General features: G+C 61.3%; 18 protein-coding genes and 3 pseudogenes. 10 read left to right on the forward strand and 11 right to left on the reverse strand.

Annotated elements, in window-relative coordinates; translation table 11 throughout:
* The first annotated feature begins 114 nt into the window (after positions 1–114).
* Positions 115–1,446, forward strand: a complete 1,332-nt coding sequence (locus H8F21_RS25175) for an MFS transporter (RefSeq protein ID WP_203585567.1) — start codon at positions 115–117, stop codon at positions 1,444–1,446.
* Here the strand turns inward: H8F21_RS25175 and H8F21_RS25180 are convergent.
* Entirely contained in the window at positions 1,443–2,339 is an 897-nt protein-coding gene (locus H8F21_RS25180; RefSeq protein WP_203541350.1) for a LysR family transcriptional regulator, read from the reverse strand. The two genes, H8F21_RS25175 and H8F21_RS25180, sit on opposite strands and share 4 nt — an antisense overlap.
* Before the next feature lie 126 nt (positions 2,340–2,465).
* Here H8F21_RS25180 and mdlC point away from each other — a divergent pair, with 126 nt between their 5' ends.
* The 5 genes from mdlC (at position 2,466) to H8F21_RS25205 (ending at position 9,160) form a co-directional block, all read left to right on the forward strand.
* Complete coding sequence (gene mdlC, locus H8F21_RS25185; RefSeq protein ID WP_203541349.1) at positions 2,466–4,052, forward strand: benzoylformate decarboxylase; 1,587 nt, start codon at positions 2,466–2,468, stop codon at positions 4,050–4,052.
* A gap of 64 nt (positions 4,053–4,116) precedes the next feature.
* On the forward strand, positions 4,117–5,457 hold the full coding sequence (locus H8F21_RS25190) for an MFS transporter (RefSeq protein ID WP_203585568.1): 1,341 nt from the start codon (positions 4,117–4,119) through the stop codon (positions 5,455–5,457).
* Positions 5,458–5,482: 25 nt separating this feature from the next.
* Complete coding sequence (locus tag H8F21_RS25195) at positions 5,483–6,958, forward strand: aldehyde dehydrogenase family protein (protein ID WP_203585569.1); 1,476 nt, start codon at positions 5,483–5,485, stop codon at positions 6,956–6,958.
* 120 nt (positions 6,959–7,078) lie between these two features.
* Positions 7,079–8,332 carry an OprD family porin gene (locus H8F21_RS25200; RefSeq protein WP_203585570.1) on the forward strand — a complete coding sequence of 418 codons (1,254 nt, stop codon included), beginning with the start codon at positions 7,079–7,081 and terminating at the stop codon, positions 8,330–8,332.
* A 114-nt stretch (positions 8,333–8,446) separates the two neighbouring features.
* Complete coding sequence (locus H8F21_RS25205) at positions 8,447–9,160, forward strand: GntR family transcriptional regulator (RefSeq protein ID WP_203585571.1); 714 nt, start codon at positions 8,447–8,449, stop codon at positions 9,158–9,160.
* A gap of 6 nt (positions 9,161–9,166) precedes the next feature.
* Here H8F21_RS25205 and H8F21_RS25210 read toward each other — a convergent pair whose 3' ends face one another.
* The 4 genes from H8F21_RS25210 to H8F21_RS25225 all read right to left on the reverse strand — a co-directional run bounded on the left by H8F21_RS25210 (position 9,167) and on the right by H8F21_RS25225 (position 12,140).
* Positions 9,167–10,117, reverse strand: coding sequence for a PDR/VanB family oxidoreductase (locus H8F21_RS25210; RefSeq protein ID WP_203585572.1), 951 nt, complete (start codon positions 10,115–10,117; stop codon positions 9,167–9,169).
* Between the two features lie 24 nt (positions 10,118–10,141).
* A complete protein-coding gene (locus H8F21_RS25215) occupies positions 10,142–11,209 on the reverse strand; it encodes an aromatic ring-hydroxylating oxygenase subunit alpha (protein WP_203585573.1) in 1,068 nt (355 codons plus the stop codon).
* A 228-nt stretch (positions 11,210–11,437) separates the two neighbouring features.
* Positions 11,438–11,617 carry a hypothetical protein gene (locus H8F21_RS25220; protein WP_203585574.1) on the reverse strand — a complete coding sequence of 60 codons (180 nt, stop codon included), beginning with the start codon at positions 11,615–11,617 and terminating at the stop codon, positions 11,438–11,440.
* Positions 11,618–11,723: 106 nt separating this feature from the next.
* Positions 11,724–12,140, reverse strand: a complete 417-nt coding sequence (locus tag H8F21_RS25225; protein WP_236043216.1) for a low affinity iron permease family protein — start codon at positions 12,138–12,140, stop codon at positions 11,724–11,726.
* A gap of 184 nt (positions 12,141–12,324) precedes the next feature.
* Here H8F21_RS25225 and H8F21_RS25230 point away from each other — a divergent pair, with 184 nt between their 5' ends.
* The gene (locus H8F21_RS25230; RefSeq protein ID WP_203541341.1) at positions 12,325–12,849 is read left to right on the forward strand and encodes a hypothetical protein; all 525 of its coding nucleotides are present in this window, start codon (positions 12,325–12,327) and stop codon (positions 12,847–12,849) included.
* Between the two features lie 74 nt (positions 12,850–12,923).
* On the opposite strand, the pseudogene H8F21_RS25235 reads toward H8F21_RS25230, so the two are convergent.
* The 6 genes and pseudogenes from H8F21_RS25235 to H8F21_RS25260 form a co-directional block, all read right to left on the reverse strand.
* A pseudogene (locus H8F21_RS25235) lies at positions 12,924–14,323 on the reverse strand (MmgE/PrpD family protein).
* Between the two features lie 34 nt (positions 14,324–14,357).
* Positions 14,358–14,975 (reverse strand): TetR/AcrR family transcriptional regulator, encoded by a 618-nt coding sequence (locus H8F21_RS25240; protein ID WP_203585576.1) that lies wholly within the window; start codon positions 14,973–14,975, stop codon positions 14,358–14,360.
* Positions 14,976–14,997: 22 nt separating this feature from the next.
* Entirely contained in the window at positions 14,998–15,822 is an 825-nt protein-coding gene (locus H8F21_RS25245; RefSeq protein WP_203541338.1) for an HpcH/HpaI aldolase/citrate lyase family protein, read from the reverse strand.
* Positions 15,819–16,661: an HTD2 family dehydratase gene (locus H8F21_RS25250; protein WP_203585577.1), complete on the reverse strand. Its 843-nt coding sequence runs from the start codon at positions 16,659–16,661 to the stop codon at positions 15,819–15,821. Before H8F21_RS25250 ends, H8F21_RS25245 begins: the two co-directional genes overlap by 4 nt.
* 15 nt (positions 16,662–16,676) lie before the next feature.
* Positions 16,677–17,879, reverse strand: coding sequence for a CaiB/BaiF CoA transferase family protein (locus tag H8F21_RS25255; protein WP_203585578.1), 1,203 nt, complete (start codon positions 17,877–17,879; stop codon positions 16,677–16,679).
* A 39-nt stretch (positions 17,880–17,918) separates the two neighbouring features.
* Positions 17,919–18,119 (reverse strand): annotated as a pseudogene (locus tag H8F21_RS25260) (acyl-CoA dehydrogenase family protein); the annotation flags it as partial.
* Here H8F21_RS25260 and H8F21_RS25265 point away from each other — a divergent pair.
* The 3 genes and pseudogenes from H8F21_RS25265 to H8F21_RS25275 form a co-directional block, all read left to right on the forward strand.
* A pseudogene (locus tag H8F21_RS25265) lies at positions 18,110–19,444 on the forward strand (acetate--CoA ligase family protein); the annotation flags it as partial. The pseudogenes H8F21_RS25260 and H8F21_RS25265 overlap by 10 nt on opposite strands.
* Positions 19,434–20,300 carry a MaoC family dehydratase gene (locus tag H8F21_RS25270; RefSeq protein WP_203585579.1) on the forward strand — a complete coding sequence of 289 codons (867 nt, stop codon included), beginning with the start codon at positions 19,434–19,436 and terminating at the stop codon, positions 20,298–20,300. The pseudogene H8F21_RS25265 and the gene H8F21_RS25270, both read left to right, overlap by 11 nt.
* Positions 20,301–20,350: 50 nt before the next feature.
* Positions 20,351–21,697: an MFS transporter gene (locus H8F21_RS25275; protein ID WP_203541328.1), complete on the forward strand. Its 1,347-nt coding sequence runs from the start codon at positions 20,351–20,353 to the stop codon at positions 21,695–21,697.
* Positions 21,698–21,716: the final 19 nt, after the last annotated feature.

Consider the following 21,716-nt stretch of genomic DNA (forward strand, 5'->3'; position numbering starts at 1 on the left):
GGGTTCAGTCATGAATGGCTTACCAAGGATGCGCACCTGCCAAGGTTCGCGCCGCTCGCTTTGTGTGCGCTCAGGTCTCTCCAAGCTGGTGGTTGCCGGTGAGCAGGTGACGCTATGAGCAATGATCTCAAGCATCGGGTCGACCATGGGGCAATGAGCAGCTTTCAATGTCTGGCCATCGGCATATGCATTCTCCTGAACATGATCGATGGCTTCGATGTGCTGGTGATGGCCTTTACCGCCGCATCGGTTTCTGCCGAGTGGGGCTTGAGCGGGGCGCAGATCGGGCTGCTGCTCAGCGCTGGGTTGTTCGGCATGGCGGCAGGCTCGCTGTTCATCGCGCCCTGGGCCGATCGCATTGGCCGGCGCCCGCTGATTCTATTGTGCCTGGCGCTTTCAGGTGCCGGCATGCTGCTCTCGGCGTTAAGCCAGACGCCCCTGCAATTGGCACTGTTGCGCGGGCTCACGGGGCTAGGTATCGGCGGCATTCTGGCCAGCAGTAACGTGATCGCCAGCGAATACGCCAGTAAGCGCTGGCGCGGTCTGGCAGTCAGCCTGCAGTCCACCGGTTACGCCCTTGGCGCAACCCTGGGTGGTCTGCTGGCGGTATGGCTGCTAGGGCATTGGGGGTGGCGCTCGGTGTTCCTGTTTGGCGGCATTGTCACCTTGCTGGTGATTCCCCTGGTACTGCTGTGGCTACCCGAATCGCTGGATTTTTTGCTGGCGCGCCGCCCAGCCAATGCCCTGGCGCGGATCAATCGCCTGGCCGTGCGCCTGGGCCAGCCGGCACTGACGCAATTGCCAACAGCCCAGGTAAGCGTTGCGGGAGCCGCTACCGGGTTCCGCCAGTTGCTGACCCCGGCTCTGCGCCGCACCACCTTACTGATCTGGTTGTTGTTCTTCCTGGTGATGTTCGGCTTCTACTTCGTGATGAGCTGGACACCGAAGCTGCTTGTCGCCGCAGGTTTGTCGGCCGAGCAAGGGATTACCGGCGGGGTGTTGCTCAGTGTCGGCGGGATCGTTGGCGCGGCGCTGATCGGCGGGCTTTCTTCGCGCTGGCCGCTGGTGCGGGTGCTGGCGTTGTTCATGCTGATTACCGCCGGGCTGCTGGTGCTGTTTGTCGGCAGTGGTTCATCAGTGAGCACGCTACTAGGGCTCGGCCTGTTGATCGGGTTGTTCTCCAACGGTTGCGTGGCCGGGCTGTATGCGCTGTCGCCGGTGGTCTATGACACCTCGGTGCGTGCCACCGGGGTGGGGTGGGGCATCGGCATCGGGCGGATCGGCGCGATCCTGTCGCCGATCGTGGCCGGGGTACTGCTTGATGGCGGCTGGCAACCACTGCACCTATATGGGGTGTTCGCCAGTGTCTTTGTGCTGGCCGCCGGTTGCCTGTTGTTGCTCAAGCCAGCATGCACCCCGGCGCAGCCAGTGATGGCCGGCGCCTAGGCCTGACCGTCGATGATCGCCTCGGCGACAGTGGCGCAGAACCATTGCAGGGCTGCGGAACTGTCGCTGTTGGGATGCCAGTGCAGTGACACCGTGAACGCGGGCACCTGGAACGGCAGCTCGAGCATCTTCATGCCGCCTTCCTGGATGAACAAGCGAGCGATCTGCGCCGGCAGTACCGCAAGCAGGTCGGTGCCGGGGAGGATTTTCGGCAGTACCGAGAAGTGCGGCACCTGCAGGCTGATCCGGCGCTGCACGTTCATGGCCGTCAACACGTCCTCGACGCTGCCGTGGCCGGTGGTACGGGTAACGGTGATATGACGCTCGGCAGTGAATTGCTCCAGGCTCAGCGCCTGGTTGATGCGCGGATGGTCGAGGCTCAGCAGGCACACATAACGCTCGTGCATCAGCACCTGGCTGCGGGTCCCGGCAACGGCTGGCCGGCAGATGGCCGCGTCGATCTTGCCACTGGCCAGCCAGTCGCCGACCTGGTCCACCTGCAGGGGCAGTACTTCCACTTCCGCGTGAGGCGCCTCACGGTTGAGGCGCGCCAGGATCAGCGGCAAGAAGCCCATTTCGCCAAGGTCGGAAAGGGCGATGCGAAACCTGCGTTCGGTGCTGCCGGGGTCGAACTGGCGCGTGCTCTGCACGGCGCCTTCGATACGGCTCAGCGAGTCGCGCAGGGTGGTGTACAGCTGTTGGGCGACAAAGGTCGGCTGGATGCCGTCGCGGGTACGGCTGAACAACGGGTCGTCAAACAGCTCGCGCAAGCGTGCCAGGCCATAGCTGACTGAGGGTTGGGTGACGAACAGGCGCTCGGCGGCGAGGGTCACGCTGCGGGCCTCGAAGAGGACGACGAAGGTGCGGATCAGGTTCAGGTCGAAGTTGCTCATGGGGCCTCGATGCACGCGCTTGGATATAGATCGTCTTTATTTTTGATAGAGATAGTATCAATTTGATCAATCTACTGGTGACTGCAAAAGTAACCCACATTCTAAAAACGAGCAGTAAGGGTCTTTATGAAAACGGTTCACCGCGCCTCCTACGACATTCTTCGCCAGCATGGCCTGACCACCATTTTTGGTAATCCCGGTTCCAACGAGCTGCCGTTTCTGCAGGGCTTTCCGGAAGATTTTCGCTACATCCTCGGCCTCCACGAAGGCGCGGTGGTGAGCATGGCCGATGGCTACGCGCTGGCAACCGGTCAGCCAACCTTCGTCAACCTGCATGCCGCCGCGGGAACCGGCAATGGCATGGGTGCGTTGACCAACGCCTGGTACTCCCACAGCCCGCTGGTGATCACAGCTGGCCAACAGGTGCGTTCAATGATCGGCGTCGAGGCGATGCTGGCCAACGTCGACGCCGCGCAGTTGCCCAAGCCGCTGGTCAAGTGGAGCCACGAGCCGGCCTCGGCGCAGGATGTGCCGCGCACCTTGAGCCAGGCGATTCACATGGCCAGCCTGCCGCCTCGCGGCCCGGTGTACGTGTCGATTCCCTATGACGACTGGGCCTGTGCAGCACCGACCGGTGTCGAGCACCTGGCCCGTCGCCAGGTCACCAGCGCTGGCCTGCCTTCGCCGGCGCAGCTTGAGCAACTGTGCGAACGCTTGGCCGCGGCGCGCAATCCAGTGCTGGTTCTCGGGCCTGATGTCGACGGCAGCGGTGCCAACCACCACGCCGTACAGCTTGCGGAAAAATTACGCATGCCAGCCTGGGTAGCGCCGTCGGCCTCGCGCTGCCCGTTCCCGACCCGCCACGCGTGCTTTCGTGGCGTACTGCCAGCGGCAATTGCCGGTATTAGCCGCTGTCTGGCGGACCACGACCTGATTCTGGTCGTCGGTGCACCGGTGTTCCGTTACCACCAGTACGCACCGGGCGACTACTTGCCTGCCGATTGCGAGCTGCTGCACATCACGTGCGATGCCGGGGAGGCTGCCCGCGCGCCGATGGGTGATGCGCTGGTCGGCGACATTGCCCTGACCCTGGCGGCGCTGGTCGACAGCGTGCCACAGGTGGATCGACCCATGCCGACAGCTTTGTCCCGAGCACAGCCGGTGGTCGAGGACGGTGGCTTGCTGCGCCCGGAAACAGTATTTGACTTGATCAACGCCTTGGCACCCAAGGACGCTATTTATGTGAAGGAGTCCACTTCGACTGTCGGTGCATTCTGGCAGCGTGTGGAGATGCGCGAGCCGGGCAGCTATTTCTTTCCGGCCGCCGGCGGACTTGGCTTTGGCCTGCCTGCCGCGGTGGGCGTGCAACTGGCGCAAACCGATCGACGTGTGATCGGCATTATCGGTGATGGATCGGCGAACTACGGCATCACGGCGTTGTGGACTGCAGCCCAGTACAACATTGCGGTTGTGTTCATCATTCTGAAAAACGGTACCTACGGCGCACTGCGCTGGTTCGCCGATGTACTCAATGTCAGCGATGCACCGGGACTGGATGTACCGGGCCTGGATTTTTGCGCCATTGCCCAGGGTTACGGGGTACACGCGGTACAGGCAGCCAGCGCCGAGGCCTTTGCCAGTGCCTTCAGCGAAGCGCTGGCAGGCAACCGCCCGGTGTTGATCGAGGTACCTACGCAAACCATCGAACCCTGACGCGGCTTGTGTAACCACGGCTTTGCGGGCAGGCGCACGTCCACAATAAAAACAAGAGGTGGCTATGAAAACGACTTCCGTCAGTGAAGTGATCGACGCTGCACCCTTCAATCGCACCCATTTGCTGATTCTGATGTGGGGCTGTTTCATCATGCTGTTCGATGGCTACGACATGGTGATCTACGGCTCGGTGGTACCGCGCCTGATGCAGGAGTGGCAGCTCACCGCCATCGAGGCCGGCACCCTGGGTAGCTGCGCATTGTTCGGCATGCTCTTTGGCGGGACCTTGCTGGCGCCATTGGCTGACCGCTTCGGCCGGCGCAAGCTGATTATCGTTACCACGTTGATGGCCAGCCTTGCGGCGTTCATGACCGGCCATGCCCAGACACCGATCGAGTTGGGGGCCTGTCGCCTGATTACCGGCCTGGCACTGGGTGCGCTGGTGCCAAGCGCGGTAAACCTGATCAGTGAGTTCGCCCCGCAAGGTCGGCGCAGCACCATGATTACCGTGATGTCGAGCTTCTATTCGGTGGGCGCGGTGCTCTCGGCCCTGCTGGCAATTGCGGTGATCCCGCAGTGGGGTTGGCAGACAGTGTTCTATGTGGCGGTGCTGCCGGTACTCGCGGTGCCGTTCATGCTGCGCTACTTGCCGGAGTCGGCGGCGTTTCTAGAACTCAAGGGGCGCCGCGTCGAGCTCGATCAGTTGCTGGTCAAAGTCGACCCAGGCTTTCGCCCTGGTACCGAGTTGCGCCTGCCAGACAATGACAAGCAAGTACGGGGTGCACGCCTGCCGCAGTTGTTCAGCAAAGGCCAGGCCCTGGCGACGCTGCTGCTGTGGGTAGCATTCGCCATGTGCATGCTGATGAGCTATGGGCTTAACACCTGGTTACCCAAGCTGATGGCACACGGGGGCTACCCACTGGGTTCGAGCCTGGCATTCCTGGTGACCCTGAACATCGGCGCCACGGTCGGCGCATTGTTTGGCGGCTGGCTTGCCGACAAGCTGGGCGTGCAACGCACCCTGGCGTTGTTCTTTGTGCTCGCGGCACTGTCGTTGGCGGCACTGGGCTTCAAGCCCGGCCCGCTAGTACTTAACCTGCTGCTGTTGATTGCCGGTGCCACCACCATTGGCACCCTGGCGGTGATCCATGCCTATGCCTCGATTGCCTATCCTGCGCATATCCGCTCCACCGGGGTCGGTTGGGCTGCCGGTATCGGCCGTCTGGGCGCCATCGCAGGTCCCATGCTCGGCGGCAGCCTGCTGTCGCTGGATCTGCCGTTCCAACAGAACTTTCTCGCGTTTGCCCTGCCGGGCGTAATCGGTGCGCTGGCCATCGTTTTTATCCAGGTGCGTGCACCGCAGCAGGCTTGCCAGCCTGAAGCGGCCAGCAAGCCCACTGTATGACTTTTATCTGTCCAAGGAGCCTTCCATGACTGAAACTCGCCCTCATTACAGCGACCTGCACCTGCAACCGATCGCGGGCCAGTGGCGCACTGGCGCTGCCGGTAAAAGCCTGCGGGTCACCAATCCGTACAATGATGCGCTGCTGCTGCAGATCCCGCAGGCCAACCGCGACGACCTCGATGCCGCCTACCGCGAAGCCGCGCGGGTGCAGCCGCAATGGGCCGCATTGGGCCCGTCGGCGCGCGCCGCGGTGCTGCATGAAGTGGTGGCGGTGTTTGACCGGCGCCGAGACGAAATCATCGACTGGATCATCCGCGAATCAGGCAGCACCCGGCTCAAGGCCCAGCTGGAGTGGGGGGCGGCGCGGGCCATTGCGCTTGAGTCGGCGTCGTTCCCGGCGCGGGTGCATGGACGTATTGTCGAGTCCAATGTCCCAGGCAAGGAGAGCCGGGTGTACCGCAGCGCGCTCGGCGTGGTAGGGGTGATCAGCCCGTGGAACTTCCCGCTGCACCTGACCCAGCGCTCGATTGCACCGGCCTTGGCGCTCGGCAACGCCGTGGTGGTCAAGCCCGCCAGTGACACCCCGGTGTGCGGCGGCTTGCTGCTGGCGCGGATCTTTGAAGAAGCGGGATTGCCTGCGGGCGTGCTCAGCGTGGTGGTAGGTGCTGGTAGCGAGATTGGCGATGCCTTCGTCGAGCATGAACTGCCCTCATTGATCACCTTCACCGGCTCCACCCCGGTGGGGCGCGGCATCGGTCGCATTGCCAGCGGCGGTGAGCACCTCAAGCACGTTGCGCTGGAGTTGGGCGGCAACAGCCCATTTGTGGTGCTCGATGACGCCGACCTTGAACAGGCGGTGAACGCTGCAGTGTTCGGCAAGTTTCTGCACCAGGGGCAGATCTGCATGGCGGTCAACCGCATTATCGTCGACAACAGCCTGTACGACGCCTTTGCCGAACGTTTCGTCGAGCGGGTCAAGGGTCTTGCGGTCGGCGACCCCAACGCACAGGACACGGTGATCGGCCCGGTAATCAATTTCCGCCAACTGCAGGGTTTGCAGGAAAAGATCGCCCTGGCGCGTCGCGAAGGTGCCGAGCCGCTGTACGAGGGCGGGGTGGACGGCAACCTGCTGGCGCCGCATGTGTACGGCGAAGTCACGATCGACATGGACCTGGCCCGTAATGAAATCTTCGGACCGCTGGTAGGGCTTATCCGCGCGCGCGATCAAGCGCATGCCTTGGAGTTGGCCAACGCCAGCGAATTCGGGCTTTCCAGCGCGGTGTTCAGTGCCAACCTGGAGCGCGCAGTGCGCTTTGCCCGGCAGGTACGGGCGGGCATGACGCACATTAACGATATCCCGGTGAATGATGAGGCCAATGCGCCCTTTGGCGGTGAGAAAAACTCGGGGCTTGGGCGCTTCAATGGCGATTGGGCGATTGACGAGTTCACCCGTGATCACTGGATCAGCGTCCAGCATTCGCCGCGCCAGTATCCCTTCTGAAGCCTTGAGTCACTGAGTACTGCCCGGCATTTGCCGGGCTTTAACGCAGCCACTGATGGACGGGCCCTGAACGGCCTGTCGGGGAGCGGCTGCGCCCATGAAAAGCGGAGAACAATAATAATGATCCACACTCCTTGCACCTTGTCGCGCGCGGTTGCCGCCGCCTCCTTGATTCTGGGCGCTAGCCTGCCGGCCTGGGCCGAGGACGGCGGCTTTTTCGAAGATGCCAAGACCGATCTGCTGCTGCGCAACTATTACTTCAACCGTGACTTTCGTGATCCGGGGGCGGCTAAAAGCAAGGTCGACGAGTGGGCCCAGGGTTTTATCCTCAAGTTCACCTCAGGCTACACCCCGGGGGTTGTCGGCTTTGGCCTCGATGGCATCGCCATGTTTGGCATGAAGCTAGACAGCAGCCGAGATACCAGCGGCTCGGAACTGCTGCCAGTGCATGACGATGGTCGAGCGGCAGATGACTACGGTCGCGCTGGCGTGGCAGCGAAAATGCGGATCTCGGCCACCGAGATCAAGGTCGGTGAATTGTTGCCGGACATCCCGCTGCTGCGCTACGACGATGGCCGCTTGCTGCCACAGACCTTTCGCGGCGCGATGCTCGATTCGCGGGAGATCGAAGGCCTTAGTCTGCAGGCTGGCCAGTACCGCGAAGTAAGCTTGCGCAACTCCTCGGACATGCAGGACCTGTCGGCCTGGGCCGCGCCCGGGGTCACCTCCGACGGCTTCAACTACGCCGGTGCCGAGTACCGATTCAACGAGCAGCGCACGCTGGTCGGCATGTGGCATTCGCAGCTCGAAGACATCTATCAGCAGAGCTACTTCAACCTGCTGCACAAGCAGCCGGTGGGCGACTGGGTGCTGGGTGCCAACCTGGGTTACTTCATTGACAAGGAAGATGGCCAGGCACGTATCGGCGACATCCAAAGCCGTACCGGCTACGCCTTGCTGTCGGCCGCAACTGGCGGCCACACGCTGTACCTGGGGTTGCAGAAAGTCAGTGGCGACAGCCAGTGGATGTCGGTGTACGGCAGCAGTGGCCGGACCCTGGGCAACGACATGTTCAACGGCAATTTCAGCAATGCCGACGAGCGCTCCTGGCAGGTGCGCTACGACTACAACTTCGCCGCCATGGGCATTCCGGGACTACTGGCGATGGTGCGTTATGGGCATGGCGAAAACGCAACCACGGCGGCGGGCAGCAACGGCAAGGAATGGGAGCGCGACACCGAGGTGGGCTATACCATCCAGAGTGGGACCTTTCAGCGCCTGAGCATCCGCGTGAACAACGCCACCAACCGGCGCAGCTTCAACAGTGATTTTGACCAGACCCGCTTGATCGTCAGCTACCCGTTGTCGTTCTAGGCAAGGGCTGGACCACCCCACGCACCGGGCAGTGGCCTTGACGGTAACGAGGCCGCTGCCACGCTGCTCACCTTGAGGTAGTATGACGGTCCATGTGTTGCGGAAGTCGCCTGGATGAGTAAGCCCGGTCAATTGGTGCTGGTTGCGTTGCGCAAGATGATTGCTTCGGGCGAGTTAGCGGCCGGTGCACGTTTGATGGAAATCCCTACCGCCGAACTGTTCGGTGTTTCACGCATGCCGGTGCGCATGGCGTTTCGTACCCTGGAGCAAGAAGGGCTGCTGGTACGCTTCGGCGGACGCGGGTTTCAGGTACGCTCGGTCAGTGCCGACGATATCGCTGGAGCCGTCGAGGTACGCGGTGTGCTCGAAGGCCTAGCTGCGCGCCAGACGGCTGAGCGCGGCTTGTCGCAGGCGGCACGAGATACCCTGCAGCACTGCCTGCACGAAGGCGATCAATTGTTTGAAAAAGGCTTCGTCACCGAGGAAGACCTCGAGGCCTATCATGACCTCAACATGCGCTTTCACCAGGTCATCGTCGAAGGCAGCCACAACCCGGCAATTGCCGATGCGCTAGCCCGCAACGACCACCTGCCGTTCGCCTCGGTCACCGCGCTGGCCGTCGACCGCCATGACCTGGCGCGCGAGTACCGGCGCTTCAACTACGCGCACATGCAGCATCACTCGGTATACGACGCGCTGGTCAACGGCCAGGGCGCCCGTGCCGAGGCGATCATGCGCGAGCATGCCAACGCTACCTTGCGCTATGCCGAAACCTTCGGCGTAGCAACGACCGCCGAGCGCATGAAGGTGATCCTGCCTTCGCCGTGACGTGGTTCAGATATCAAGCACCAGCAAGGGTGTTTTGGCGCGCGAGCAGCAGGGCGTGAACTGATCGTTCAACGCCTGTTCTTCTTCGGTCAGGAACAGGTCGCGATGCTCCGGTACGCCATCGAGCACCCGGGTCAGGCAGGTGCCACAAATACCTTGTTCACAGGACATGGCGATCGCGATGCCATGACGCTCCAACACCTGCACCACCGTCTGGTCGGCGGGCACCTCGAAGACCTGGCCGGTGCTGCCCACCTGTACTGAAAAGCTGCCGTCGTTGTCGGTATCCACCGGCGCGGCGGCAAAGTATTCGCGGTGCAGACAACTTTCCTGCCAACCCTGCGCCTTGGCGCTGTCGAGCACATGCTGCATGAATCCACCGGGACCGCATACGTACAGATGGAGGTCGTCCTGCGGGTTGGCCAGGACCTTACTGGTATCCAGGGCAGTTTCAGGTTGTTCATCGAGGTGCAGGAACAGGCGGTCGGCAAACGCTGCGGTACGGATCCGTTCGACAAAGGCTGCGCGCTCGCTGGAGCGGGCGCAGTAGTGCAATTCAAAGTCAGCGCCGATGTGAGCCAGGCGCTCAGCCATGCACAGAATCGGGGTGATGCCGATGCCGCCGGCAAACAGCAGGCTGCGCCGGGCGCCGTGGGCGAGCGCAAACAGGTTGCGTGGCTCGCTGATACGCAGCTGCGCACCACAGTGGATGTGCTCATGCAGGCTGCGCGATCCGCCTCGTGAGGCGGGGTTCTTGAGCACGCCAATCAAGTAGCGATGGCGTTCCTCGGGGTGATTGCACAGGGAATACTGACGGATCAGGCCGTCGGGCAAATGCACATCAATGTGCGCACCGGCGCTGAACGGCGGCAATGGACTGCCATCGACAGCAGCCAGCTCATAGCTGCAGATGTCTTGTGCTTCGTTGTTACGGGATACCACCACGACATCGATCATGTTCGCTCCTTGGGAGTAAGTGGCTCAGGCCGGTGTGGCGCTGGTGGCAATCAATTGCGCCTCGGGTGCGCGCTCCTGGGCGATCAACTGATCGAGAATTTTGCGCGACTGCACGCCGCCGGCATCGATGTTGAGCTTGAGCAGGTTGCGCTGCGGGTTGTCGAGCAGGTTGCGTTGCTGACGCTCGAGCATCTCCAGGTCTTCGCTGAAAATCTTGCCCTGTCCCTCGCGGATGCTCGCGGTCAGCGCGGTGTCCTGTGCGGCGAAATTGCGCGCCATGCCCCAGAAGTACCAAATAGAGGTATCGGTTTCGGGGGTAATGAAGTCGACGACGATACTCGACGCCTTGTGCTGCGCGTCGGCGTGGTAGCCACCTTTGCCCGCATGGGCTACGCCCACCTCGATCAGTACATGGCTGGGTGGGGTGAAGCGGCAGATCTGCCAGCGATCCACCGGCACATCGTCGGCCAGGCCATTGCCGCGCAGGGCCATACGCCAGAACGGTGGGGCCATGATGTTCTCCATGTGCCGGGCTGTAATCACCTCGTTATCGTTGACCGTAGTCACCGGAGGGGCTTCGTCGATTTCCTTCTGGCCGATGCTGGAGGCGTGAACATAGGTTTCGTGGGTCAAATCCATCAGATTGTCGATCATCAGGCGGTAGTCGCAGCCGATATGAAACAGTCCACCACCGTAGGCCCACTCATCGCTCACGGCCCACTCTAAATGCGGGATCAGGTCTGCATCAGCCAGCGTCTGATCACCGGGCCAGACCCAAATAAAGCCATAGCGCTCGACCGCGGCAAACGTCTTGTTGCACGGAAAGCCACGCACCCGCTGCCCTGGCATCTCGACCGTCTTGCCGTCGCAACCTATCACCAGGCCGTGGTAGCCACACACCAGATTGCCGTTCTCGACATAGCCCAACGACAACGGCGCACCACGATGCGGACAAAAATCCTCTACCGCGGCGACGCGGTGTTCCTGGCCTCGATAGAAAACGATGCGCTCACCGCAAATTTGCCGGCCCAGTGGTTTTTCAGCAATTTCGTCAGGGGTGCAGGCTACATACCAGGTGTTCTTGGGGTACATGAAGGCTCTCCGGTCAGCTTTGTTGTTATTTAATGGATCCATTAAATGTGCTTTGCGGAGAGGGCGTCAACAGATTGCGATGAGTTTCTTTGCCTTTCTGGGCGATAATCGGACGATGGATGGGATTTAATGGATCCATAGCCAGCGAGGGGCTATGGATTTACGCATCATGGCGAAAGCCGGGGCGGCGAGGACGGTGTTGTCGCAAGCGGTAGCGCCTGGCGTTGATCAAGGGTTCGTTTTGGACTGGCGTGAACGCTGGTATCGACTGATACCGATCTGAACGCCTGCCGCTACCAGGCAGAGCAAGCCAATCTTCAACGTCGAGTTCATTTCGTAATGCTCGCACACCTTTCCCACGAGTATCACGCTGGCAAAGATGGCGATCGGTAAAATCAGCTTGTTCATTTCATTCCCCTAGCGAAGGGGCTGAGTGTACGGAGCTGTATCTAATGGCGCCAGGTTCAACTGGTGTGAGCGCTCGGACGTGCTTTGACGGGTTGTCGCCGTCAATCTAGCGTTGAAAGTCATCGCGCCCCGTAGCATTGGACGGCAGCTCGGGCGGTGTGCCAGGGGGGCTTTGGCATCGATCGCCCATTGCCTGGTATTCCTTCCGGAGTTGGTGTAGCTGTCTGTTGTCCAGGGCTTCTAGATCGAGCACCGATTGCTCTGCGGATTTAGTGGCTCGAATCAGCTCATCAAGCTTCACATGAATAATGTCGTTGTCGCGGTTCTGGGTATTCTGAATGAGGAACACCATCAAAAAAGTAACGATGGTGGTCGACGTATTGATGATCAGTTGCCAAGTATCGTTGTAGTGGAACCAGGGACCTGATGTCGCCCACATGGCAATCAGGACCACGGCTATTAGGAAGGTGCTCGGTTTGCCGGCGTGGTTTGCAAGCCATTGGCAGAATTTCGCGAATTTCATGGTGCTGCTCCTCTCGTTCTATAAGCTCTGACCACAACGGAGCACTGAAATCTTTTTTTACACCCATCTTTGTTTACGAGCCCGAACCACATGGGCTCGCAACGATCCGATGAAATTTTCTCTGAGCCAGGGGATCTATAGCAGTCAACCACACAAGGCCTTGAACACTTCCAGGAGCATGCGAGTGCCGCGAATCATTACGCCGACAACCCCCGAGGAAGAGATCAGTGAGCACAACGCGCGCATGTTCGGCTCGCCGAAGGAGCGCCTGGATTTCTACCGCAAGGAAATTCACTACGAGACCAGTATTCTGGCCAATCGCACAGATGCGTATCTGGCCGCTCAGTCTTTTCTGGTCATTGCGTTTGTGTCGTCGATGGGCAACCTGAACCAGGGCTGGGGCGAGATGTTCACCCTGGTTGTGCCTGCGTTCCTCGCATTGCTGGGCGTACTGAGTTCGCTGAATGCCTGGCCGGGCATTCGCGACGCCTACCGCATCATTGATCACTGGCAGTTGAAGCAAAGCCATCTTTTGCGCAGCGAGCCAATGATGGGGTTGGTGTATGACGAGTCACCCTTGTTCTGTGAGGCGGAAACCTCCCGTGCGGGCCATCGCAAGTCACTGCTTTTTTCACTTCGTACGCCGTGGATCTTTCTTGGCTTCTGGGTGCTATTGGGCAGTTATTCGGTCTACATCCAGCTGGCGTGAGTGCCACTGTACGAGGGGCGCAGCTTGACGCTCACCCCCTGTGCGCGATCACTTGCGTCTTGCAAGACCGCGCGTCAGTCCATCAAGTTGTTTAGGCTTGGCGCCTGACGCAACCCCACACTCGCTGGATCAGTACGTCAGCCTGATCGGCATTCAGCGCACCGGCGTAGGCCAGCAAGCGGCGGAACTTATCTTCAAGCGCTTCGCGGCTCAAGGTGTTGTCGGGGTCACCTTTGGGTGAGTCGATCGCCGCCTGCAGCACGCGTCCGTCTGTAGTCTCTACCTCAACCCGGCCCAGCCAGCGCTGCGGGTACGCGCTGTCGACTTCGGCATCCAGCACCATGCTGACCTTGTCGCGCAGCGCAGCGACTGCCAAGTCGTTCAGTGCCAGCTCATCGAATTCGGTTAGCCCCGCTTTGCCATGCACGGCGATCAGGCCCAGCACGGTGCCCATGGAAAACTTGGCCTGGTGCACGGTTTGCGGCACGTGGACTCGTCCCAAAACATCGATCGCACCTTGATGCACGCGCGTCACTACCCGGGCGATGTGCTGGTGAGACAGGCCTTCGCGCTGCATCAACAGCAACAGTGCATCTGCAGCCGGGTGGGTATGGCGGCAAGAAGCATGGAACTTGAAGGAGGTTTCCAGCAGCGCCCAACGACTGCCGAGGCGATCAGACAAACACGCTGGGCGTGCATCGCTGGACATCCCGGCCGCCATACCTTGCTCGCCTTCGAGGATATCGCGCGCACCGGTCAGGCCGTCCGCAGTGAGGTAGGCTGCCAGCAGCCCGTCGGCAGCCGCCTTGGCTGTGTGCAACTGCTTGGAATCGGCCGCGTCGCGCAGAAATGCCCAGAGGCCGGCGGCCTGGGTGCCCGCGCTGCCCAGTAGGTTGATAAAGGCCTCTTGGTCGAACTCCATTAGTTTGCCGACGGCCACGGCAGCGGCGAGGGTGCCGACCGTCGCCGTGGTATGGAAGATGCGATAGTGCGAGCGCCCCAGAAACTCACCGATTCTGATGCCTGCTTCATAGCCGGCGACAGCCGCAAGCAGTAACGCCTGGCCGCTCTTGCCCAGGTCCTGGGCCGCAGCAAGCACGGCGGGGAACACCACGGTAGCCGGGTGCAGAACGGAGCTGTTGTGCAGGTCATCCTGCTCAACGAGGTGCGAGGAGGCAGCATTGACCAGGGCGGCAAAGTAGGCAGAGCTGCGCTGGCCACTGACCAGGATCGCTGCAGGCCCTGAGGCCGGCCCCATTTTCGCCGCATAGCGCTCAAACAGCGGAATCGGGTGAGCACCCTGACTGGCCAGCGCCGAGCCTAGCCAATCAAGGAACAAGTCCTCGGTGCGCGCCAGCACCGCGTCGGGAAGGTCGGTATACGAAAGGCGCGCCAAAAACGCGGCCAGTTCACGGGTATGGTTGACATCCGAGTCGTCACAAACAGCGTTCAGTACAGGGTTGCTGGAAGTCATTGTCAGTCCTTGCTTATTGTTATTCGGTGACGCGCTACTTGCTCGATGACGTGCAGTCAGGCCTGAGATCGAGAAGGCGCGAGATCATTTGGTAGTAGTGTGTTTCCAGGCGGGCGGGCGTCCAGGGTTCAGGGCTGTGCTGCAACCCCGTGGCACTGCCAATCAAGGCCAGAATCGCGGTGGTCGTAAACGCAGGGTCGATATCGGCGAACAGCCCCTCCAGACGACCGCGCTGCAACAGGCGCTGCAGGTGCGCCTGCAAACTGTGGGTCCGCTGTTCCAGCCAACGCTGCGAGTGCAGGTCTAGATGGCGATATTCATGTGCAAGCACCTTCATCTCATGAGGGTGTGAAGCCTGCCACTTGAGCAAAAAGCCGATAAAACTACGCAATTCGCCAAGTGTGCCGGCGCGACGTGAATGCTTGCGCCACGCGGCATCGCGCGTTTCGAGCAGGTCCGTCAGCACATGCAGCAGGACCTCTTGCTTGCCCGCAACATGGTGGTAGAGGCTGCCCGGCAACAGGCCGGCCCGAGTAGCTAATTGGCGCATGGACATCGCGCCATAACCGACCTCGGCCAGCAGATGCCTGGCCGCCTCAAGAATGAAGTCTGCGTACTGCGGCGTGCTTGCAAGCTGGGCAACTCTTGGCATTACGCTCTCCCAAACGGGCGACTCACGAAGGCTTCTCAGCCCGTTGCAGGATCGACCGCGCACGACCGATAACGGGAGCATCAACCATCTGGCCGTCAAGCACGAAAACCCCGCCTCCCGTTGCCGTTGCTTCGATTACCCGTCGCGCCCACTCCAGCTCTTCACGACTGGGATGCAGCGCTGCATGTATGGGCGCAACCTGGGACGGGTGAATGCACAAGGCGCCGCCAAAACCCATGTCGTGAGCAAAACCGACGCTGTCGCGCAGGCCGTTGCTGTCGTTGATATCCGGGTGCACACCATCCAGCGCTGGTGACAGCTTGGCGACGCGGGTGTTGAGCAAAACGGCATAGCGGGCCTGGGCCAGGATTTGTTCGGCTGCAAGGCTGCCTTGGCGCAGGTTCAGATCAAGCCCCAGGTCCAGGCTGCCGAAGCACAGGCGTTCGACGCCCGGCGTGTGGGCAATGCTTGCAAGCTCGGCGAGGCCTCGGGCGCTTTCGATGATCGGCCATACCGGTTTGCCGCTAGCGTGGGCCGCCTGGACCTGATCGCGACTTTCTGCTTTAGGCAACACAATGCCGATAACGCCGGCGAAGCGTCGACACAGCGCCAGATCTGCTGCATGCGCCCAGTGCTGGGGAGCGTTGATGCGCACCAGCACTGTCACATCCGGCTGCGCACAGAGAAACTGCTCAAGGTTGCCGCGGGCTTGCTCCTTGAGCCTTTCTTCAACGGCATCTTCCAGGTCGACAATCACCCGATCGGCGCCGCTCGCCAGTGCCTTGAGGATGCGCTCAGGGCGGGTAGCCGGCACAAACAGGGCGCTACGGATAACTGAAGTACTCATGCGCGGGCTCCTTTGGTGAACTCGACTTCACCCAGCTGTGCGCTGCCTTCTTCGTTACCCGCCCAAACCTGCGCCTTGCCGGGCGCGGTCACTGTGCCGCCCACCTCGAAGGCTTTTGGTGAGATCAGGGGGCGCACGCCTCGGAAACTGAAACGCTTGAGTGTCACCCCAGGGTGGGCTCGCACAAAGGCACGCAAGGCCAGGGTTGCGATCAACGGCCCGTGCACTACCAAGCCTGTATAGCCCTCGGTGGTGGTTACATACGGCCAGTCGTAGTGAATGCGATGACCATTGAAGGTCACCGCCGAGTAGCGGAACAATAGTGTTGGGCTGGGCTCGACCGGTTCTCGCCACTGGCCCTGGGGCAGGGGATCGTTACCGCCCTGCTTGGGCGGGGTCGGTTCGCGATAGACAATGTCTTGCTCATCGATCAGGGCGCATTCGCCTTCGTGGTAGTACTCGTGACGCACCGTGACAAACAACAACGAGCCGGTACGCCCCTGCTTTTCTTCAACTTTGCGCAGGGTGGAAAGACGTTCGATGTGCGCGTCAACTCGCAACGGGCGATTGAAGGTCAGGCGGCTGCCAGCCCACATGCGATTACGATTGTCCGCCGGCGGCAGAAAACCTCCTCGGGCAGGGTGCCCGTCCGGGCCGAGGCCGTCTTCGCTTACAGGCTCAACAAAAAAAGCCCAATGCCAGAGTGGCGGCAGGGGCTCGCCGGGCAGGGGTGCGACTTCGCCCAGGGTCGCGGCGATGCGCTTGACCATGTTGTAACTTATTTGGTCGCGGCATTCTTCGACGCGGCCCACCCAGCTGGAATATTCAGGAGAGGTCATGGTGTCGTGTCCTTTTCAGATGACGCCGTCGGCACGCAATTGGGCGATGCCTTCAGCAGACATGCCCAGGCCGGAAAGAATTTCACCGGTGTGTTCGCCCAGGGCGGGCACCGCTGCCATACGCGGGGTATAGGCATTGCTGTTGGCTGGCGGTAGCAGGCTTGGCACACTGCCAGCAGCCGTCGAAACGGTATGCCAACGATTACGCGCCTTGAGCTGAGGGTGGTCCCACACGCCCTGCATGTCGTTGACCCGCGCGTTGGCAATCTGCGCCAGATCAAGGCGCTCGATGACTTGATCGAAGGTAAGGCTTGCAAAGGTATCGACGATCAATTGACGCAGCGCCGCTCTGTTCTCGACACGCTTGAAGTTGGCGTTGAAGCGCTCATTTGCGCTCAGTTCAGGTTGCTGAAGGACCTTGTCGCAGAATGCCTGCCATTCGCGCTCATTCTGCAACCCGAGCATCACCGTACTGCCGTCGCCGATCGCAAACGGCCCGTACGGGTAGATCGTTGCGTGAGCCGCGCCAGCCCGGGGCGGCGGCGGGGCGCCTTCGTAGGCGTAGTACAGCGGATAGTTCATCCACTCCACCAGGCTTTCGAGCATCGACACATCAAGGTGGCTGCCTTCACCGGTGCGCTCACGCAGCAACAGTGCGCTGAGGATGCCGGTGTAGGCATACATACCTGCGGCGATATCGGCAATTGAACAGCCAGCCTTGGCCATTTGTTCATCGCCCGGGCCCCCGGTAACCGAAAGAAACCCGCCTTCGCTCTGGATCAGCAAGTCATAGGCTTTCTTCTTTTCATAGGGACCACCAGCACCGTATCCGGAAATATCGCAAACGATCAGCCGTGGAAAACGCTGGTGCAAGGCTTCGTACGACAGGCCCATACGGGCGGCAGCGCCAGGCGCAAGGTTCTGCACCAACACGTCGGCGCTGCTCAGCAGGTCGTCAAGTATCGCGCTGGCGGCGTCATGTTTGAGGTCCAGGGACAAACTTTGTTTGGAGCGGTTGGTCCAGACGAAATGCGAGGCCAGGCCGTTGACGCGCTGGTCGTAACCGCGGGCAAAGTCGCCGACGCCAGGACGTTCAACCTTGATAACGCGAGCGCCAAGGTCGGCAAGTTGGCGAGTACAGAAGGGGGCAGCGATAGCATGTTCGAGGCTTACGACAGTAATCCCGTCCAGTGGGCGTACACCTGAGGGCTGGCTCATGTTGTTCTCTCTGTTGTCATCAAGGCGTGCATACGGGCATCAGAACGAACGTGGAAGCTCCAGCAGATGCTCGGCGACGTAGGACAAAATCAGGTTGGTGGAAATAGGGGCGACCTGATACAGGCGGGTTTCGCGGAATTTGCGCTCCACGTCGTACTCCGTCGCGAAGCCAAAGCCGCCGTGGGTCTGCAGACAGGCGTTGGCGGCTTCCCATGACGCCTTGGCAGCCAGCGATGTCGCACACCGCGTCACTGGCCGGTGACGATAAAGTACTCGACGCGGTGCTGGCCGACTATGCGGTAGTGCGCGCGCGCAACACCGAAGAGTTGATGGACATCGCGTATCTTGCCACCCAGCGCATATACCCGGTAGGCAACAACCTGGGGATGATCACGGTGAGCGGTGGCGCGGGAATTATTGTCAGCGACGCCGCCGAAGAGGTCGGGCTGCCAATGCCGGCAATGCCAGACGCCGCGCAGGCCCAACTCAAACAGCGACTCTCGTTCGCCTCGCCGATCAACCCGGTGGACTGCACGGCCCAAGCGCTGAATGACTTGAGTCTGGTGCATGACTTTACTGAGTCGATGGTCGTGGACGGTGGCTACCAATCACTGATCGCCTTTTTTACCCAAGCAGGCACCGCCGCCTCCATCGGCCCGCGACTGGCTGAGCAGTTCAGCCGGATCAAGGTCGACCATCCGGAGCGCTTGTTCGTGGTCTCTGTAATGGGTGAGGGCGAGGAATTGGCGCCTTACGAGAAAGCAGGCTTTGCCTTGTTCGAAGACCCGACCCGCGCAGTACGGGCCATTCACGCCATGGGTCAGCTCGGCGAAGCGTTTGCCCGGCCATTACGCCAAGTGGAGGCGGTCGGCGGTGTTGAACTGCCAGCGCGTACACCGGGTGAAGCTGAAGCGAAACAACTGTTGGCCCGGGCCGGCATCGAATCTGCGCCTGAGCAGGTGCTGCACAGTGCCGCCGATGCCGCCGCATTTGCCTCCCAGGTCGGGTTTCCGGTGGTGCTGAAGATCGCCTCGGCGGACATCACGCACAAGTCCGAGATTGGCGGCGTGCTACTGAATATCGATAGCGTCGAACAGGTACGCGAAGGCTTCGATCTGTTGTTGCGCCGTGCGGCCGAACACGCGCCCGAGGCGCGAATCGATGGCGTCTTGGTCGCCCGTCAGTTGCAAGGTGGCGTGGAGTGCTTCATGGGTATCCAGCGTGACCCGCAGTTTGGGCCTATTGCGGTATTTGGCCTGGGCGGGATTTTCGTCGAGGTGCTCAAGGATGTGGTGTTCCGTCGATGCCCGTTCGGGGTCGAAGAAGCAGAAACCATGATCCGCAGCATCAAGGGTGCGCCCCTGCTGCTGGGCGCTCGTGGCCGCCCGGTCACCGACGTTGCAGCGCTGGCGCGGGTTCTCTCGCGGCTCTCGCAATTCGCCGCGCAAGCAGGCCCGCGCTTACGCTCGGTTGATCTTAACCCGGTCTTCGCCATGCCCCAGGGCCAAGGTGCCTGGGCTGCCGACGCGGTGCTTGAAATCGAGGAGCTGGCCCATGGCGCTTGATCCGGATCACTTGCTCAATTACTGCATTCCACCTGTACGCCAGCACTATAGCCGCCAGGACAGTGCTTTCTATGCGCTGTCTCTGGGTTTTGGCGCGGACCCGATGGATGAAGCGCAATTGTCTTTTGTCGACGCCAACCGTGATGTTCAAGCGTTGCCGTGCATGGCGGTGGTCCTCGGCCATCCGGGATTCTGGTTGGGCAATCCGGACACCGGTGTCGATGCCCTGCGCCTGGTGCACGCAGAGCAGAGCGTCGAGTGGCGCAGCGCGCTGCCGCCTGAGGGTGAGGTGATCGGCCGTACCCGCGTGACCGGGCTCGTCGACAAGGGGCCCGGCAAGGGCGCGCTGCTCTACAGCGAAAAAGTGCTCAGCGACGCTGTCAGCGGCGAAGTGTATGCCATCACGCGTGGCACCACGTTCCTGCGTGGCGACGGTGGCTTTGGTGGCGACCGTCAGTCGTTGTGTCAGCCCCACCGCGTGCCGGAGCGCACGCCGGAGCTGGTCGTCGACCTGCCGACGCGCAGCGAGCAGGCCCTTTACTACCGTCTGAACGGCGACGACAACCCGATCCACTCAAGTCCTGCCACCGCCGCCAAAGGTGGCTTTGAACGCCCAATCCTGCATGGTCTGTGCACCCTCGGTGTGGCCTACCACGCGCTGTTGCGCGGCCTGGCGGATTATCGCGTCGAGCGATTCGCGCACCTGCAGGCGCGCTTCTGCGCCCCGGTGTTTCCCGGCGAGACCCTGCGCACCGAAATGTGGAACGACGGTTCGTTCCGCACGCGCGTGGTTGAGCGTGACCTGCTGGTGCTGGACAACGGCCTAGTCAGCCTGGCGCAGGAGGAAAGCAACTGAGCCGGGCATGACACTACAACGCAATCAACCAACTTGCGAGAACAAGAACAATGAACGCACCCAAGATCGCTCCACAGAGTCCTGCTTTTCCCAGGCGGACCCTGGTCATCGCTTTTTTCTTCTGTTTCCTGGGGTTGCTCGCCGATGGCGTCGACCTGATGGTCCTTGCTTATAGTCTTAACAGCCTCAAGGCCGAGTTCGGGCTAAGCAACTTTGAAGCCGGCTCACTGGGCAGCATTACCTTGGCAGGGATGGCCATCGGCGGCATCTATGGTGGCTGGTGCTGCGACCGTTTTGGCCGTGTGCGGGTGGTCACCTGGACCATCGTCCTGTTCTCGGTCGGCACGGTACTGCTGGGATTGACCCACAGCTACTGGCAGTTTGCGCTGATCCGCTTTCTGTCCTCGCTTGGGCTCGGCTCGCTGTTCGTCGCCTGCAACATTCTGATGTCCGAGTTTGTCAGCACAAAGTACCGCACCACCATTCTGGCGACCATGCAGGCTGGCTGGACAGTAGGGTATCTGGTGGCAACCGTTCTCGCCGGGCAGATCATCCCAGACTACGGCTGGCGCATGCTGTTCTTCGCCGCCGTGACTCCCGCCGTGATTTGTCTGGCACTGCGCCCTTGGGTGCCGGAGTCGCCATCCTGGCTGGCGGCGCAGTCCGAGCGCCGGCACCACGCGACCTCCACCCGCACCGCACCGGCTGCAGCAGCGGGGGGCTTTAGTGGCCTTTTGAGCGACCCATCAACACGCAAGATGTTTCTGATGTGGAGCCTGACCTCGTGCTTTCTGCTGTTCGGCTACTACGGCACTAATAACTGGATGCCGTCTTATCTGGAAAGCGAGCTGGGCATGAACTTCAAGTCCATGACCAGCTACATGGTCGGCACCTATACCGCGATGATTCTCGGCAAGGTCCTCGCCGGGATCGCCTCGGACCGCTTCGGTCGTCGTGCGACCTTTGCCGCCGGCAGCATCGGGACCGCGATCTTCATGCCAGTGATCGTGTTTTGGCCCAACCCTGAGAGCATCGTTTGGATCCTTGCGCTGTTCGGCTTCATTTACGGCGTGCCCGTGGGTGTTCTCGCCACTTACATGACCGAAAGCTTCTCTACCCGTGTTCGCGGCGCAGCGGTCGGTACGGCCTATAACCTGGGTCGCATCGGCGCGGCGGTGGCACCGGCAGCCATCGGCCTACTTGCCTCGCACATCTCCATCGGCGCCGGGTTCCTGGTGATGGGGATTACCTACGTGATCACCGGCCTGATTCCGGCACTGTTCATCCCCAACCGTCTGTTCGATCCGAACCAGGCGGCAAACGATGCTGAGGCTGCCTCGAACCTGGAATCTGCGGCACTCGCCGAGACTGCCAAGCACCGCCCCCTTAAAGCCTGATCGCCCAGACCGGGAGGAA

The organism is Pseudomonas arcuscaelestis (genome assembly GCF_016881005.1).
GTDB classification, from domain to species: Bacteria; Pseudomonadota; Gammaproteobacteria; order Pseudomonadales; family Pseudomonadaceae; genus Aquipseudomonas; species Aquipseudomonas arcuscaelestis.

Excerpts from the sequence above, each read along its gene's own strand:
- H8F21_RS25255 (WP_203585578.1), bottom strand. The coding sequence starts at position 17,879 with ATGAGCCAGCCCTCAGGTGTACGCCCACTGGACGGGATTACTGTCGTA.
- H8F21_RS25205 (WP_203585571.1), top strand. The coding sequence starts at position 8,447 with ATGAGTAAGCCCGGTCAATTGGTGCTGGTTGCGTTGCGCAAGATGATT.
- H8F21_RS25190 (WP_203585568.1), top strand. The coding sequence starts at position 4,117 with ATGAAAACGACTTCCGTCAGTGAAGTGATCGACGCTGCACCCTTCAAT.
- H8F21_RS25195 (WP_203585569.1), top strand. The coding sequence starts at position 5,483 with ATGACTGAAACTCGCCCTCATTACAGCGACCTGCACCTGCAACCGATC.
- mdlC (WP_203541349.1), top strand. The coding sequence starts at position 2,466 with ATGAAAACGGTTCACCGCGCCTCCTACGACATTCTTCGCCAGCATGGC.
- H8F21_RS25200 (WP_203585570.1), top strand. The coding sequence starts at position 7,079 with ATGATCCACACTCCTTGCACCTTGTCGCGCGCGGTTGCCGCCGCCTCC.
- H8F21_RS25215 (WP_203585573.1), bottom strand. The coding sequence starts at position 11,209 with ATGTACCCCAAGAACACCTGGTATGTAGCCTGCACCCCTGACGAAATT.
- H8F21_RS25240 (WP_203585576.1), bottom strand. The coding sequence starts at position 14,975 with ATGCCAAGAGTTGCCCAGCTTGCAAGCACGCCGCAGTACGCAGACTTC.
- H8F21_RS25270 (WP_203585579.1), top strand. The coding sequence starts at position 19,434 with ATGGCGCTTGATCCGGATCACTTGCTCAATTACTGCATTCCACCTGTA.
- H8F21_RS25250 (WP_203585577.1), bottom strand. The coding sequence starts at position 16,661 with ATGACCTCTCCTGAATATTCCAGCTGGGTGGGCCGCGTCGAAGAATGC.
- H8F21_RS25210 (WP_203585572.1), bottom strand. The coding sequence starts at position 10,117 with ATGATCGATGTCGTGGTGGTATCCCGTAACAACGAAGCACAAGACATC.
- H8F21_RS25220 (WP_203585574.1), bottom strand. The coding sequence starts at position 11,617 with ATGAACAAGCTGATTTTACCGATCGCCATCTTTGCCAGCGTGATACTC.
- H8F21_RS25275 (WP_203541328.1), top strand. The coding sequence starts at position 20,351 with ATGAACGCACCCAAGATCGCTCCACAGAGTCCTGCTTTTCCCAGGCGG.
- H8F21_RS25175 (WP_203585567.1), top strand. The coding sequence starts at position 115 with ATGAGCAATGATCTCAAGCATCGGGTCGACCATGGGGCAATGAGCAGC.
- H8F21_RS25225 (WP_236043216.1), bottom strand. The coding sequence starts at position 12,140 with ATGAAATTCGCGAAATTCTGCCAATGGCTTGCAAACCACGCCGGCAAA.
- H8F21_RS25180 (WP_203541350.1), bottom strand. The coding sequence starts at position 2,339 with ATGAGCAACTTCGACCTGAACCTGATCCGCACCTTCGTCGTCCTCTTC.
- H8F21_RS25245 (WP_203541338.1), bottom strand. The coding sequence starts at position 15,822 with ATGAGTACTTCAGTTATCCGTAGCGCCCTGTTTGTGCCGGCTACCCGC.